This window comes from Nocardiopsis kunsanensis DSM 44524, assembly GCF_000340965.1.
GTDB lineage: Bacteria > Actinomycetota > Actinomycetes > Streptosporangiales > Streptosporangiaceae > Nocardiopsis > Nocardiopsis kunsanensis.
The window spans coordinates 168,269-182,719 of record NZ_ANAY01000006.1 but is presented as its reverse complement, the minus strand read 5'-3'; the positions used below and the strand labels follow the sequence as shown (position 1 = coordinate 182,719).

Here is a 14,451-nt window from a genome sequence, read left to right as displayed (position 1 = left end):
GGCGGCCGGTCAGTTCGACTGTTGCACGGGAAGGTGGCGGCCCAGGTACCCCACGTAGATGCGGTTGGTCGTCCCGTCGCCGAGGTCGGGGTAGAAGTACAGTCTCGGGCAGATGCCGTGTTCGGTGTCCAGCTTGATGTGGGCGTACATGGGCACCCGCCCGCTCGGGTCGACCTCCTCGGGCACCCGGAACAGGCGTTTGTCGTTGAGCTTGCCGCGGTTGCGCACGTAGTCCGACTCCTGCGACGCCAGTCGTTTGACGGGGATGACCCGGTAGCCGTCGGGACTGCGGCGCAGGTAGGAGTGGAACCCCAGCCCGGAACCGGGGTGCTCGAACTGGTAACGCGCGTAGTCGTCCAGCGCGAGCATCGCCTGCCAGGCCCGCGTCACCCACAGGCCTTCCTTGTGGCTGTCCACCAGTTCCTCGACGGTGTGGTTGTCGATGGTGAAGAATAGGTGCGGCAGGGCGGTACCCGAGGTGATGCGTTCCAGGAGCTCGCGCACGTTGGACGGCGGCCGTGGACTGGGATCGGGCGGCGGCCGGGTGGCGGCGAGCCGGTACAGGCCCGCTTCCCGCACACGTTCGCGCAACCACCGCACCTCGTGGCGGGCAGCCCGCGCCTGGTCGTTGGCGGTACCGACCTCCTCGGCGAGGTCGTTGTTGCCCACCAGCAGGTCCTGGCGTTCGTCGGTGAGCTCCTCCACCCGTGAGTTGAGGCGCTTGACCTCCTCACGCAGCCGTTGGACCTGTTGCTCGTACTGTCCCAGTTCAGCCGCAGAGACCCACCCCTCGGGCGGGGCGGACGGCTTCGGCGCGCCGTTCCCGGAGGAGGACGACCGCGCCGGAACGGGGCGCCGCGGTGTGGCGCGCAGGTCGTCGGTCTCCTCGGCGAGCAGCGCGTCGATGGCGCGCAGCGGTGCGGGCAGGGGTGCGGCGAGCGCGTTCTCGCGCACCTTGCGGGCCAGTGCCGCACCCACCCAGGTACGCAGGCGGTCGCCGTCGCGGGCGGCGCCCAGGCCGGCGGGGCTCATCCGCGGGTGTTGCCCGGGACAGGGGTCCTCGCCCCCCAACGGCAACAAGGTGCGGACCCCGCCGACGGGCACGTCCAGTTCTTCCGGCAGCCGCTCGTTGACGCGGGTGCGTGCGGCGGCGTCGAGCACGTAGGCGGCACACATGCCTGTGCTGCGGTTGAGTGCGCCGGCGATGGCTTCGCGCCAGGCGGGCACGGTCACGTCGGGCGGTGTTCCGGTGGCGACGACGGCGAGGCGCCGTGCGGGGTCGAGGATCGTGGACAGGAGGGCATCGACCGCTTCCGTGTCGCGGCCGCGCACGATCGCGGGGGAGGAGGCCAACAGGTGGTTGCCGTCGTGTGCGGGCACGGCCTCCAGGAGCATACGGGCGGCCTCGGGCGGCATGACCTCCCACCGGGGTGGTTCCGCCCCCTCCCGCACGAGGTCGTGGCGCGGGTCGACGGCCATCTCCAGCCACGCGTACTGCCAGGGTGCCAGGTCGGGGTCGGCGACCGCGGTGACGGTGGTGCGCCAGGTGCCGTCGGGCTTCTCGGACTCGGTGGTCAGCCGCAGGAACGAGAGCCCCTCCTCGGGGTTGTCGTGGCGTACCACCAGAGCACGTGAGCGGTTGCTGAGCTCGTGGCAGCCGGAGGCGTCGAACGCGACCTGGGCGCCGGAGTTCCCTCGTTTGCTCAGCCATCTGTGGAGGAGGCGCGTGGCCGTGGGGACCAGGCCCTCGTCCTCTCCGGGGACGTTGACGAGTGTGCGGTAGACAAGTGGCAACGAACCACGCTCCGGGCTCCCATCGGCGTCTCGGACCGGGGGCCGGCGGGGGAGCGGCGTCGACGGAGCCCCCGCCCTCACACTGTGGACGAGGGCACCGGACTCGTCAGCCGGTCGGCCCGGATCCCTTGTACTGCTGTTTACCCAGCCGTCCGCGCGCCATCCCCCGGTCCGGGCCGGGCGGCCGCCTCAGAGCTGCTGGGCGTTGTCGAACAGCTGTCGTGCTTGCGAGTTCAGGCGCGGGCCGTACTGGGTGTCGAGGTCGTCGGAGTACTTGAAGCTCACCACGGAGGAAACGGTGCCCTCCCCGGTGGAGGCGTCGAAGTCGGTGAGCCAGGGACCGCCGCTGGATCCCTGCGTCATCCCGCATCCCATGCCGCTGGCGGTGGTGCCGCCGGTGTCGGGGGTGGTGGGCCCGGAGCAGTAGTGCAGTTCACTGCCGTCGAAGGGCGGGGCCGAAGGGTAGCCGAACGCGTGGATCTGCACCCCGGCCTGCGTCTGCTCCTCGCTCCAGGTGTCGAAGGAGATGTCCTGGGCGCCGACGCGGTCCTGCACCGTTTCGCCCCCGTCGGTGTTGACCACGGCCATCGCGAAGTCGTAGCTGTCGTCGGCCTGCTCCGACCACTGCGGGGTGACGAGCAGGTCGCGGGCGGTGTAGCGGCCGTGGGGTGCTTCGCCGTCGGAGTAGCCGGGCACGAAGGTCCAGTTCTCCGCCCACGCGCCGGTGCCGTCCTTGGCGCAGTGCCCGGCGGTGACCAGTGTGCTGGCGTTCTCGGAGTCCACCACCGAGGCCGAGCAGGTGAAGTCGCGTCCGTCCATGGTCAGGAAGACCTTGCCGGTGGTGCGGGTGACGAGCCCGCCGCCGGTCCAGGGTTCGCCGGTGCTGTCGGCGTTCGGGGCGCTGTGCAGCTCGACGTCGTCGTCGGGCGCGAGCAGGTTCCCGGTGCCCTCCACGGCATCGCCGACCAGCCCGGCGATGGGGGTGGCCTCGGCCATGCGCTGGGGGGACCAGTAGTCGAGGACGGCACGTTCCTGCGCGGCTCCGGTGGCGGCGGTGCGGTGCTCGACGCTCTCGGTGAGGGAGAGGGGCTCCCCCTGGCCGGGGGTGTGGTTCGTGTGCGCGGCCTGTTCTGCGGAGGCGGGCCCGGGCAGGTGGTCGGTGAGAGCGAGCCCGGCCACGAGGAGGGCGGCGGCGGAGACGGGAGCGAGGATCGTGTACGTGGTGGACGACGTCATGGATCCGATCCTTGCACACAAGGTGTAGCAATGAGGCTACTTTGGGTTTGTGTCGGTCCGGAATCGGGAAACCGGCGGGTCGGCCCCTGCCCCGGGGCCGGCGCCGACGGGGGAGCCCGCCGGCGCCGGACGGGATCAGGCGAACGGCACGGTGACCTGCGACGGTGCCGCTTCCGGGGAAGTGATCTCGATGCGGTCGCCGAGCCGGCTCTCGGAGGTGTACCGGGCGTCCTTGCTGTCGACGACCACCGCGAGCCGGTGTCCTGCCGGCACGTCCCACACCACCGGCTCCAGTTCCGTCTCCACGGTCACCGGGGTGCCGGGTTCGGCGTCGCGCAGTGTCACCGGCGTGTGCGAGAGGAGCGAACCCGTGCCACGCTCGTCGATCGCGTACAGGTAGACGAAGGCGGACTGCTGTTCGGCGGTGGGGGTGAGCGTCAGGGTCACCTCCGGCGCACCGGCCACCCGCGCCCCGTCCGGGTACTCGGGGCCGCTCCACACCGCTGCCCGGTGGCGGTCCACCGTCGGCAGCAGTACACCCGTGGGCACGTCGAAGAACTGCTGTACGGCGCCGGTGAGCATCACCGTGCCGCTGTGCGCGGTCGTACTGATGCCGGTGCGGAAGCCGTAGTCCCAGCCGGTGGCGGGTTCCGCTCCCATCGCCCCGCTGCTCCGCCAGCGGGCCCAGTCGGTCCTGGGCTTCTCGAGGAAGAACTGTTGCGACTCCCCGGTCAGCGAGGGCCAGTCGGAGTGGCCGGACCAGTCACCGCGCCCGTTGTTGGGCTTGGTCTGCAGCGGGTCCTGCTCGTTGATGCCGTTGTCCTCGCCCTTGAGGTGGTGGTCCATCCAGTCGGCCAGGTCCTCCCAGACCTTGCTGGGCAGGCCCGCAGCGCCGAAGGCTTCCTGGGTGGCGTGGTCGCCGGGCGCGAGCATGAACCGTTTGGGAACGTCCAGGTCCGCGTAGAAGTCGGTCAGGTGGCTCACCGGGAACATGCCGTCGTTCCAGCCGTGCGCCATCATCACCGCGGTCCCGTTGGCGTTGATCCGGTCCACCTTGTCGGCGGCCCCGCGGTCGGACGCCATCTCCAGGGCGGGTTCGATGTCGCCGGCGCGGTAGGCCTCCTCGACCCCGGTCAGTGTCTCGCCCGGCTGCCCGGTCAGGTGGCCGGCCAACAGCAGCAGCTCCACCATCTGCAGGTCGACGGTCTCGTTCGGGTACAGCGACGGGGCCAGGTCGGCCCAACCGCTCATGGAGGCCACCGCGTCGATCCGGTCGTCCTCGGCCGCGGTCAGCAAGCTGATGCCGCCCCCGTAGGAGATCCCGGCCATGCCGATGCGGTCGGGGTCGGCGTCGGTGTTGTCCAGGGCCCAGCCGATGACCGAACTGGCGTCGGCGCGGTCCTCGGGGCCGGCGACCTCGATGCTGCCCCCCGAGTCCCAGAAGCCACGGGAGGTGTAGGAGACGACCTGGTAGCCCGACTCCTCGGCCAGGCGCTTGCCCGCACCGACGTAGAGCAGGTGCGGGGTGCCCCAGGCCGAGGGCAGTACCAGCAGCGGGTGGGGGCCTTCGGTGCCTGTGGGGGTGATGACCTTGGCGGCCAGTTCGGTGCCGTCGTGGCTGGTGATCGTCTCGTAGCTGATCTGCGAGCCGACCGAGGCAGAGGCGGGGGCGGGGGAGAGCAGGGCACCGGCGAGCACTGCGGCCGTGCCCGCGGCGACGGACCGGTGCAGGCGCAATCTGGGCATGGGGAACCTCGGATCACAGGGAGGTGAGGCGGCAGGGGCAGGGGGCAGCACGGCCGCCGGGCGCGGGGGAGCGTCCGGACGTGTGGCACACGCCATGGCCAACTGTGCGGTAACTTACTGGAGAGTAAAGTTAAGTCAGGTCTCAGGTCCTGTAAAGACCCCGGCCACGGTTTCCTGCGTCCCCTCCTCCACCCGAGGCAGGGGAAGGGCGGTGGCCGCGGACGAGGGGTGCGGCCCGTGCTCCACAATTGGAGCCGTGCGAGAAGAACAGCAGCGAACAGCAGTCGTCCTCGGCTCCACCGGTTCCATCGGTACCCAGGCCCTCGACATCGTCCGGAACAACCCCGACCGTTTCCGCGCGGTCGGGCTCGCGGCCGGGGGCGGCCGTCTCAGTCTGCTCGCCGAGCAGGCCGCCGAGTTCGGGGTCGACCGGGTCGCCGTCGCCGACCCCTCCCGCGCGCAGGAACTCACCCGCGCACTCGCCGCACACGGGTCACACGCCACCGTCCTGGCCGGCGCCGAAGGGGTCGCTGAACTCGCCGGGACCGAGTGCGACGTCGTCCTCAACGGCATCACCGGCGCCCTCGGGCTGGAATCCACACTCGCCGCGCTGCGTTCCGGACGCCGCCTGGCCCTGGCCAACAAGGAGTCCCTCATCATCGGCGGGCCGCTCGTGCGCGAGCTCGCCGAGCCCGGCCAGATCGTCCCGGTGGATTCCGAGCACTTCGCTCTCGCCCAGTGTTTCCCGTACCTGCCCGACGACGCGCTCGCCAGTCCCGCCCACGGCCTGGTCCGCGCCCGCCGCGAGGAGGTGAGCCGACTCGTCGTCACCGCCAGCGGCGGCCCCTTCCGCGGCCGCACCCGCGCCGAACTGGCCGGCGTCACCCCCGAGCAGGCCCTGGACCACCCCACCTGGAGCATGGGCCCGGTCATCACCATCAACTCCGCCACCCTCGTCAACAAGGGGCTGGAGGTCATCGAGGCCAACCTGCTCTTCGACGTGCCCTTCGACGACATCGAGGTGGTCGTCCACCCGCAGTCGATCGTGCACTCCATGGTCGAGTACGTGGACGGCTCCACCCTCGCCAAGGCCAGCCCGCCCAGTATGACCGTCCCGATCGCCTGGGGACTGGGCTCCCCCGACCGCGTCCCCGGGGCCGGGGCCTCCCTCGACTGGACCCGTGCCCAGAACTGGACCTTCGAGCCCCTCGACCACGAAGCCTTCCCCGCCGTACGCCTGGCCGCGCAGGTCGGACGCGCCGGAGGCACCGCCCCGGCCGTCTACAACGCGGCGAACGAAGAGGCCGTCGATGCCTTCCTCGGGGGAAAGCTCTCGTTCACTTCGATCATGGACACCGTCGCCCAGGTAGTCTCTGAACATCAGCGGACCGACCGCCCCGGGGCCGGGCCCTCCGACAAGGCCTTGACCCTGGACGAGGTCTACGCCGCTGACACCTGGGCTCGCGCGCGGGCACGAGAATTGTTGACGAGCCGCCCCTGACGCCTCAGGCCCCTTCATGCGGGCCCCGGTGGCGCCGAGGAGCTGACTTCGGCTTGAGGAGAGGTGCATGGTCGTTCTGCTGACCGTGATCGGGATCCTTCTGTTCGTCCTCGGACTGTTGTTCTCGATCGCCTGGCACGAGCTCGGCCACCTCTCCACGGCCAAGATGTTCGGCATCAAGTGCACCGAGTACATGGTCGGCTTCGGCAAGACCCTGTGGTCGTTCCGCCGAGGGGGTACCGAGTACGGCATCAAGGCGGTGCCGCTCGGCGGTTTCGTGCGCATGGTCGGCATGATCCCGCCGAGTGAGCGCACCGCCGACGACAGCAGCCGGAAGATCTCCCGGTGGCGGGCGATGGCCGAGGACGCGCGTGAGGCCTCCTACGTCGAGCTCGCCCCCGAGGACCAGGACCGGCAGTTCTACCAGCGCGCCCCCTGGAAGCGCCTCATCGTCATGTTCGCCGGGCCCGGTATGAACGTGATCCTGGCCGCGGTCCTGCTCGGTGTGCTCTTCATGGGTATCGGTGTCCCCAAGGAGACCACCACCGTCGGCGAGGTCAGCGAATGCATGGCCCCCGCCGACACGCAGATCGAGAGCTGCGACGACCCCGGTGCCCAGCCCACGCCCGCAGCCGAGGCCGGGATCCTGCCCGGTGACCGCATCGTCTCCATCGACGGCGAGGCCACCCCCCACTGGAACGACGCCAACCAGAAGATCCGCGACTCCCTGGGCAGCACCGTCTTCGAACTCGAGCGCGACGGTGAGACCTTCCGGACCGACGTCGACATCGTCGAGAACGAGCTGCCCGCGCGCGACGGCAACGGCGAATTCCTGTACGAGACCGACGCCGACGGCGAGTACGTCTACGACGAGAACGGTCGCAGGGTCCCCCGGACCGAGACGGTGGGCTTCTTCGGGATCGTCTTCGACCAGGAGCGCGCCCGCCTGGGACCGGTCGAATCGGCCGGGGAGATGGGCACCATGCTCGTGGCCGTCGGCGAGGCACTGGTGGCCCTGCCCGGCAAGGTCCCCGACGTCTTCGGTGCGGCTTTCCTCGGGGAGCAGCGCACCGAGGACTCCCCGGTCGGCATCGTCGGGATCTCCCGCATCGGCGGCGAGATCATGTCGCAGGGCCTCCCGGTGGCCGACACCGCCGCGATCATGCTGCAGATCCTGGCGGGGGTGAACCTGTTCCTGTTCGCCTTCAACCTGCTGCCGATCCTGCCTCTGGACGGCGGACACATGGCCGGGGCGATCTGGGAGTCGATCAAACGCAAGGTCGCCAAGCTGCTCAGGAAACCCGACCCGGGACCGGTCGACGTGGCCATGCTGACACCTGTGGCCTATGTGGTCGTGGCATGCTTCCTGGTCTTCAGTGTGATCCTGCTCGTGGCCGACCTCGTCAACCCCGTCCGGATCTTCGGGTGACCTGCGTCTCGGTCCCTGGTGTGGATCTGCTCTCCTTGGCCGGTGGTCTGCCGGAAGCAGGTAACCTTGAGGTCGCGTTCCGGGAACGTCAATGGTGCGGCCACCGAGCACGGGTCGGACGCGGCTGAGGTCCCGGTCGCGGCGCCGCGAGCACAGCCGGGCGCCCTCTGACGCAACGGACGAATCCATGGGCCGCCCTCCCTCCGGCGGCAGACGAGGTGAATCAAGCGTGACGACCATCGATCTCGGCATTCCCGCAACCCCGCCGCGCCCGCTGGCGCCCCGGCGCAAGACGCGGCAGATCATGGTCGGGAACGTCCCCGTCGGCGGGGACGCCCCGGTGTCCGTGCAGTCGATGACCACCACCAAGACCTCCGACATCAACGCCACCCTGCAGCAGATCGCCGAGCTGACCGCTTCGGGCTGCCAGATCGTGCGCGTGGCGGTGCCCACCAACGAGGACGCCGAGGCGCTGCCGATCATCGCGAGGAAGTCGCAGATCCCGGTGATCGCCGACATCCATTTCCAGCCCAAGTACGTGTTCGCCGCGATCGAGGCCGGCTGCGCCGCGGTCCGGGTGAACCCGGGAAACATCAAGAAGTTCGACGACAAGGTCGCCGAGATCGCCAAGGCCGCTTCCGAGGCCGGTGTGCCGATCCGGATCGGTGTGAACGCCGGTTCGCTGGACAAGCGCCTGCTGGAGAAGCACGGCAAGGCCACCCCCGAGGCGCTGGCCGAGTCGGCGCTGTGGGAGTGCTCGCTGTTCGAGGAGCACGGTTTCCGCGACATCAAGATCTCCGTCAAGCACAACGACCCGGTCGTGATGGTCAACGCCTACCGGCTGCTGGCCGAGAAGTGCGACTACCCGCTGCACCTGGGTGTGACCGAGGCCGGTCCGGCCTTCCAGGGCACCATCAAGTCCTCGGTGGCCTTCGGTGCGCTGCTCTCGGAGGGCATCGGCGACACCATCCGCGTGTCCCTGTCCTCTCCGCCGGCCGAGGAGGTCAAGGTCGGTGCGCAGATCCTGGAGTCGCTGGGTCTGCGCGAGCGCGGCCTGGAGATCGTCTCCTGCCCGAGCTGCGGCCGTGCCCAGGTGGACGTGTACAAGCTCGCCGACGAGGTCACCGCGGGTCTGGAGGGCATGGACGTGCCCTTGCGCGTGGCCGTCATGGGGTGTGTGGTCAACGGTCCGGGCGAGGCCCGCGACGCCGACCTCGGTGTGGCCTCGGGCAACGGCAAGGGCCAGATCTTCGTCAAGGGCGAGGTCATCAAGACCGTGCCCGAGGAGCAGATCGTGGAGACCCTGATCGAGGAGGCCATGCGTATCGCCGAGGAGATGGGCGAGGACGTCGGTGACGGCGAGCCCTCGGTCGCCGTCGGCTGACCCCTCCACGCAACCTTCACAACGACGGCCGCCCCGGGACGCACCGGGGCGGCCGTCGTTGTTCACGGGGGCACGGCACGAGGCCGGCGGTGCCATGATATCCCTCACTGCGGGAGATTCCGGTCACTTCAGGAGCCCTTCTCTTGCGTCTCTGCGCATGATCGCGGCGCTCAAAGTACGCAGATGCAAAGAAACATGGTGCCCGCTGCACATATCCACCATTAATGTTGTCAAGGGCACACCGGCGGTCTTCGACGGAGGAATGGCCTGCCTCCCCCCTGACGTCCGCTCACAAGGCGGGACACGTGTGCCCACAAGTCACAACGCCGAGGAGAACCCCGTGGTCGACCAGAAGGCCCCTGAGCGCGCCACCCCTGCGCTCAGGGAACGTCTCGTGCGCCGCAAGCCCGTCGAGAAGCTCGTGGCCGAGGCCAGCGGGCCCGAAGCGAGCGGCCTACGACGACACCTCGGCTTCTGGCACCTGTCCATGATCGGTATCGGCGCCACCCTGGGCACCGGCATCTTCGTGGTCCTGGGCGAGGCGGTGCCGGTCGCCGGGCCGGCGGTCGTCCTGTCCTTCGTGCTGGCCGGCCTCACCGCGCTCTTCTCCGCGCTCGCCTACGCCGAGATGGCCGGCATGATCCCCGCTTCCGGATCGGCCTACTCCTACAGCTACGCCACCATGGGCGAGTTCATGGCCTGGGTGTGCGGCTGGTGCCTGATGCTCACCTACGGGGTCTCCGTCGCCGCCATCGGTGTCGGGTGGGGGCAGTACATCAACGAGTTCCTGCACCTGACCACGGGCATGACCCTGCCCCAGGAGTTCCTGTTCGGGCCGATGGAGGGCGGCCTCATCAACGTGCCGGCCGCCGTCGTGGTGCTGCTGGCGATGTTCGCCCTGCTGGCCGGGGTGCGGGAGAGCACCCGCGCCAACGCCGTCATGGTCCTGATCAAGGTCGCGATCCTGGTCATGTTCGTCGGGATCTCGGTGACCGCCGTGCGGGAGGGCAACTTCGCCCCGTTCATGCCCATGGGGATGGCCGGGGTCAGCGCCGCCGGCGCCACCCTGTTCTTCTCCTACATCGGGTTCGACTCGGTCTCCACGGCCAGCGAGGAGGCCAAGAACCCGCAGCGCGACCTGCCCCGCGCCATCATGTTCTCACTGGTCCTGGTCACCGCCCTGTACTGCCTCGTCGCGTTCGCCGCCGTCGGCGCCATGAACTGGGGCCGGTTCTCCGACGGTGAGACCACCCTGGCCGGCATCCTGACCGCGGTCACCGGCACCCCCGTGTGGGCGGTCGTCTTCGCCGGGGGAGCCGTCCTGGCCCTGGCCAGTGTCGTCCTGGTCGTCCTCTACAGCCAGACCCGGATCCTGTACGCGATGTCGCGTGACGGGCTCATCCCCGCCCTCTTCGCCAAGCTCGACGCCAAGGGCACACCCCGTGCCAACACCCTGATCACCTCGGTGTTCGTCGCCGTCCTGGCCGCGTTCGTCCCGCTGGGCCCGCTCGCCGACGCCACCTCGATCGGGACCCTGTTCGCCTTCGCACTGGTCAACGTGGCCGTGCTCGTGCTGCGCCGTACCCGCCCGGACCTGCCGCGCGCCTTCCGCGTGCCCGGCGCCCCGGTCACCCCGCTGCTGGGCGTGTTCGCGTGCGTGTTCCTGGTCGTGAGCATGTCCATGAGCGTGTGGGTGGCTTTCGGCGCCTGGCTCCTGCTCGGCCTGGTCGTCTACTTCGCCTACGGCATGCGCCGCTCGGCCCTGGAGGACGACGCCGCCGCCGAGGTCCGCGCCTGAGCCTCCTCCCCGGAATCAGTACCGCAGGTCCCGTGTTCCACGAGTCGGAACACGGGACCTCGTGCGTTCTGCGCCTCTATCGCGCAACGAAAATACAGAGCAGGGGGGAACTACGCATCGAAGTGCTTGCGCGACACACGATCCACGCGCGTTCCTACGCCTAGAGTGGGCGCAGTTACCGACGCCGACGTGTGGACGGGGGTGGAACCCAATGACACGACCGGCACTGCGTGTTGCCCTGGACCAGGGCACCGGGCCCAGCGGTGACACGGACGCCGCCCTGGAACGGCTCGCCGAGCGGGCCCGCTCCGCGGCCGCCTCCGGGGCCCACCTGCTGATCACACCCGAGATGTCCATGACCGGCTACGCGCTCGCCCCCGACGCGATCGCCGACAGGGCCGAACCCGCCGACGGGCCCCTGAGCAGGGCGGTGGCCGGCATCGCCGCCCGCGCCGGGGTGGCGATCGTGCACGGTTTCCCCGAACGCGACGGGGAGCGCGTGTACAACAGCGTCCAACTCGTCGGCACCCACGGCACGGCCCTGGCCACCTACCGCAAGACCCACCTGTTCGGCGACCTCGACCACGGCGCCTTCGTGCCCGGTGAGGACCTGGTCGTCCAGACCGACCTGCACGGCCACCGCATCGGTCTCCTGATCTGTTACGACGTGGAGTTCCCCGAGACCGTGCGCGCCCATGCCCTGGCCGGGACCGAACTGCTCGTCGTGCCCACCGCGCTCATGGCGCCCGACACCGCCGTGGCGAGCGTGCTGGTCCCTGCCCGCGCCATGGAGAACCGGATCCATCTGGCCTACGTGAACCGGTGCGACGCCGAGTCCGGCCTCGACTACGTCGGCCTGAGCACCCTCGCAGGACCCGACGGCGCCGAACTCCTGCGTGCCGGGAGGCAGGAGGCGTTGCTGGTCGCCGACCTGGACGCAGGGGCGGCCCGCGCCCCCTCGGCGGAGCCGTCCTACCTGGACGACCGCCGCCCGGACCTGTACCAGTCGCTCAGCAGCTGAGCCCGCACCGCCCCTCACCCGGAGGAGGAGACCATGACCTCTGCCGTGCCCACGTCCGTCCCCGTCGGGAACGAGGCCGGGGGCAACGCCCCGCTCACCATGAACGGCCCCGACTTCCCGTTCGCCTACGACCGCTTCCTGTCCCACCCGGCCGGGCTCGGCCAGGTACCCGCGACCGAGCACGGCACCGAGATCGCCGTCATCGGCGGCGGGCTGGCCGGGATCGTCACCGCCTTCGAGCTCCTGCGGATGGGCCTGCGCCCCGTCGTGTACGAGGCCGACCGCATCGGCGGGCGCCTGCGCAGCGAGCACTTCCCGGGCGCCCCCGACGAGGTCGTCGCCGAGATGGGGGCGATGCGCTTCCCGCCGTCCTCGGCCGCCTTCCAGCACTACCTCGACACGGTCGGCCTGGAGACCGAGCCCTTCCCCAACCCCCTGTCGCCCGCAGCGCCCAGCACCGTGGTCGACCTCAAGGGGCGCTCGCACTACGCCACCGGCCTCGACGACCTGCCCGAGATCTACCGCGAGGTGGCCCGGGCCTGGGACGAGGCGCTGGAGGGCGTCGAGCACACCCGTATGCAGCAGGCCGTCCGGGACCGGGACACGGCCACCCAGAAGCAGATCTGGAACCGGGTCGTGGAACGCCTCGACGACCAGACCTTCTACGGTTTCCTCTGCCAGGCACCCGGATTCGCCTCCTCCTTCCGGCTGCGGGAGATCTTCGGCCAGGTCGGGTTCGGCACAGGCGGGTGGGACACCGACTTCCCGAACTCGATCCTGGAGATCCTGCGCATCACCTACACGGGCGCCGACGACGACCACCGCAGCGTCGTCGGCGGTGTCCAGCGCCTGCCCGAGCGGTTGTGGAGCCTGGCCCCCGACAAGACCGTGCACTGGGCCCCGGGCACCTCGCTCGAGACCCTGTACCCGGACGGCCCGCGCCCGGCGGTGACCGCGCTGCGCCGCACCCACGCCCAGGGGGACCCGTCCGGCAACATCACCGTCACCGACGCCTCCGGCTCCACCCGCACCTACCGCTCCGCCGTCTTCACCGCGCAGAGCTGGATGCTGCTCGCCAAGATCGAGGCCGACGAGGACCTGCTCCCCATCGACCACTGGAGCGCCGTCGAACGCACCCACTACATGGAGTCGGCCAAGCTCTTCGTCCCGGTCGACCGGGCGTTCTGGCGGGACAAGGACCCGGACACGGGCCGCGACACCATGAGTATGACCCTGACCGACCGGATGACCCGCGGCACCTACCTCCTGGAGGGCCCCGACCCGGACGGCCCGGCGGCGATCTGCCTGTCCTACACCTGGTGCGACGACTCCCTGAAATGGCTGCCGCTGTCGGCCGGGGAACGCCTGGAGGTCATGCTCTCCTCGCTGGCCAAGATCTACCCGGGCGTGGACATCCGGTCCCACATCACCGGGGACCCCGTCACCGTCTCGTGGGAGGACGAGCCCTACTTCCTGGGTGCGTTCAAGGCCAACCTCCCGGGCCACTACCGGTACCAGCGGCGCCTGTTCACCCACTTCGTCCAGCGCGACCTGGAACCGCGCCACCGCGGCCTGTTCCTGGCCGGGGACGACGTGTCGTGGACCGCCGGCTGGGCCGAGGGCGCCGTACAGACGGCGCTCAATGCGGTGTGGGGGGTGATGAACCACCTCGGCGGCTCCACCGATCCCGCCAACCCGGGGCCCGGCGACGAGTTCGACGCCCTCGCACCGGTGGCCCTGCCGGAGAACTGAGGCCATGAGTGGACCGGGGTCCTCAGCAACCCAGCCGACGGGCCAGTTCCGCAGCGGATGCGGCGGCGAGGCCGCACGTTGCGTCCGTGGACCGTTCGGTCCGCTCGCCGGGCCCGTACTCGTCCGGGCGTTCGAGGAAAGCTGTGCGCAGGCCCGCGGAGGCGGCCCCGGCGAGATCCCAGCCGTGGGCCGCCACGAGCAGGATCTCGCCCGGGTCCACCTCCAGCAGTTCGGCCGCTTTGGCGTAGGGCTCGGGGGCGGGCTTGTAGGTATGGGTGAACTCCGCCGAGATGATGCCGTCGAACGGGAGACCGGCCGCCTTGGCGAGGGACACCAGGAGTGCGAAGCTGCCGTTGGAGAGCGCGACAACGGTGGAGCGGCGCTTCAACCGGGTGATCAACTCAGCGCTGTCGGGCCAGGCGGGAAGCCGGTGCCAAGTTCCCACCAGCCGCCTCCGGTCGGACTCGTCGAGCCGGGACCCGATGCCGTGTTCGTCAAGCAGGGCGTCGAGAGATTCCCGGTGCAGAGTGTCCAGAGAGGCCCATGGGCGGTTCCCGTCGTTGACCCTCCGCAGAGCGGGCAAGTACCGGCCCCGCCACGCGACGGCGAACGCGGCCGGGTCGGTGTCAAGGTCCCGGCGTGCGAACGTCTCCCGTAGGTGCTCGGTGACGCCGGTGTGCCAGTCGACGATCGTCCCGAGGACATCGAAGGCCACGATGTCAGGTGCCTCGGCCATGGTTGCGCTTCCTCTTCAGCCGCTTGCGGGTCGTGGATGTGCTTACCCGCACGG

General features: G+C 70.1%; 10 protein-coding genes. 6 read left to right on the top strand and 4 right to left on the bottom strand.

The genetic code is table 11. From position 1 onward, the window contains the following. Positions 1 to 9: 9 nt before the first annotated feature. From D456_RS0105195 to D456_RS0105185, 3 genes are all read right to left on the bottom strand, one after another. Positions 10 to 1,794 carry a coiled-coil domain-containing protein gene (locus tag D456_RS0105195; RefSeq protein ID WP_017575101.1) on the bottom strand — a complete coding sequence of 595 codons (1,785 nt, stop codon included), beginning with the start codon at positions 1,792 to 1,794 and terminating at the stop codon, positions 10 to 12. 189 nt (positions 1,795 to 1,983) lie between these two features. Further along, positions 1,984 to 3,030 (bottom strand): trypsin-like serine peptidase, encoded by a 1,047-nt coding sequence (locus tag D456_RS0105190; RefSeq protein ID WP_017575100.1) that lies wholly within the window; start codon positions 3,028 to 3,030, stop codon positions 1,984 to 1,986. Between the two features lie 135 nt (positions 3,031 to 3,165). After that, the gene (locus D456_RS0105185) at positions 3,166 to 4,776 is read right to left on the bottom strand and encodes a CocE/NonD family hydrolase (RefSeq protein ID WP_017575099.1); all 1,611 of its coding nucleotides are present in this window, start codon (positions 4,774 to 4,776) and stop codon (positions 3,166 to 3,168) included. 256 nt (positions 4,777 to 5,032) lie between these two features. Between D456_RS0105185 and dxr the strand changes: the two genes are divergently transcribed. The 6 genes from dxr to D456_RS0105155 all read left to right on the top strand — a co-directional run bounded on the left by dxr (position 5,033) and on the right by D456_RS0105155 (position 13,661). Beyond that, the gene (gene dxr, locus D456_RS0105180; protein WP_017575098.1) at positions 5,033 to 6,277 is read left to right on the top strand and encodes a 1-deoxy-D-xylulose-5-phosphate reductoisomerase; all 1,245 of its coding nucleotides are present in this window, start codon (positions 5,033 to 5,035) and stop codon (positions 6,275 to 6,277) included. Between the two features lie 67 nt (positions 6,278 to 6,344). Next, positions 6,345 to 7,706: a M50 family metallopeptidase gene (locus D456_RS0105175; protein WP_017575097.1), complete on the top strand. Its 1,362-nt coding sequence runs from the start codon at positions 6,345 to 6,347 to the stop codon at positions 7,704 to 7,706. 187 nt (positions 7,707 to 7,893) lie between these two features. After that, positions 7,894 to 9,090 (top strand): flavodoxin-dependent (E)-4-hydroxy-3-methylbut-2-enyl-diphosphate synthase, encoded by a 1,197-nt coding sequence (gene ispG / locus D456_RS0105170; protein ID WP_051049405.1) that lies wholly within the window; start codon positions 7,894 to 7,896, stop codon positions 9,088 to 9,090. A gap of 340 nt (positions 9,091 to 9,430) precedes the next feature. Then, positions 9,431 to 10,888 (top strand): amino acid permease, encoded by a 1,458-nt coding sequence (locus D456_RS0105165; protein WP_017575095.1) that lies wholly within the window; start codon positions 9,431 to 9,433, stop codon positions 10,886 to 10,888. Positions 10,889 to 11,099: 211 nt separating this feature from the next. Further along, entirely contained in the window at positions 11,100 to 11,909 is an 810-nt protein-coding gene (locus D456_RS0105160; RefSeq protein WP_017575094.1) for a carbon-nitrogen hydrolase family protein, read from the top strand. 33 nt (positions 11,910 to 11,942) lie between these two features. Next, on the top strand, positions 11,943 to 13,661 hold the full coding sequence (locus tag D456_RS0105155) for a flavin monoamine oxidase family protein (protein ID WP_017575093.1): 1,719 nt from the start codon (positions 11,943 to 11,945) through the stop codon (positions 13,659 to 13,661). Positions 13,662 to 13,683: 22 nt separating this feature from the next. Here the strand turns inward: D456_RS0105155 and D456_RS0105150 are convergent, their stop codons facing one another. Continuing rightward, complete coding sequence (locus D456_RS0105150; protein ID WP_017575092.1) at positions 13,684 to 14,397, bottom strand: haloacid dehalogenase type II; 714 nt, start codon at positions 14,395 to 14,397, stop codon at positions 13,684 to 13,686. Positions 14,398 to 14,451 lie beyond the last annotated feature (54 nt).

Coding starts and splice junctions, on each gene's coding strand:
- D456_RS0105190 (WP_017575100.1), bottom strand. CDS start 3,030: ATGACGTCGTCCACCACGTACACGATCCTCGCTCCCGTCTCCGCCGCC.
- D456_RS0105185 (WP_017575099.1), bottom strand. CDS start 4,776: ATGCCCAGATTGCGCCTGCACCGGTCCGTCGCCGCGGGCACGGCCGCA.
- D456_RS0105175 (WP_017575097.1), top strand. CDS start 6,345: ATGGTCGTTCTGCTGACCGTGATCGGGATCCTTCTGTTCGTCCTCGGA.
- ispG (WP_051049405.1), top strand. CDS start 7,894: ATGGGCCGCCCTCCCTCCGGCGGCAGACGAGGTGAATCAAGCGTGACG.
- D456_RS0105160 (WP_017575094.1), top strand. CDS start 11,100: ATGACACGACCGGCACTGCGTGTTGCCCTGGACCAGGGCACCGGGCCC.
- D456_RS0105155 (WP_017575093.1), top strand. CDS start 11,943: ATGACCTCTGCCGTGCCCACGTCCGTCCCCGTCGGGAACGAGGCCGGG.
- D456_RS0105150 (WP_017575092.1), bottom strand. CDS start 14,397: ATGGCCGAGGCACCTGACATCGTGGCCTTCGATGTCCTCGGGACGATC.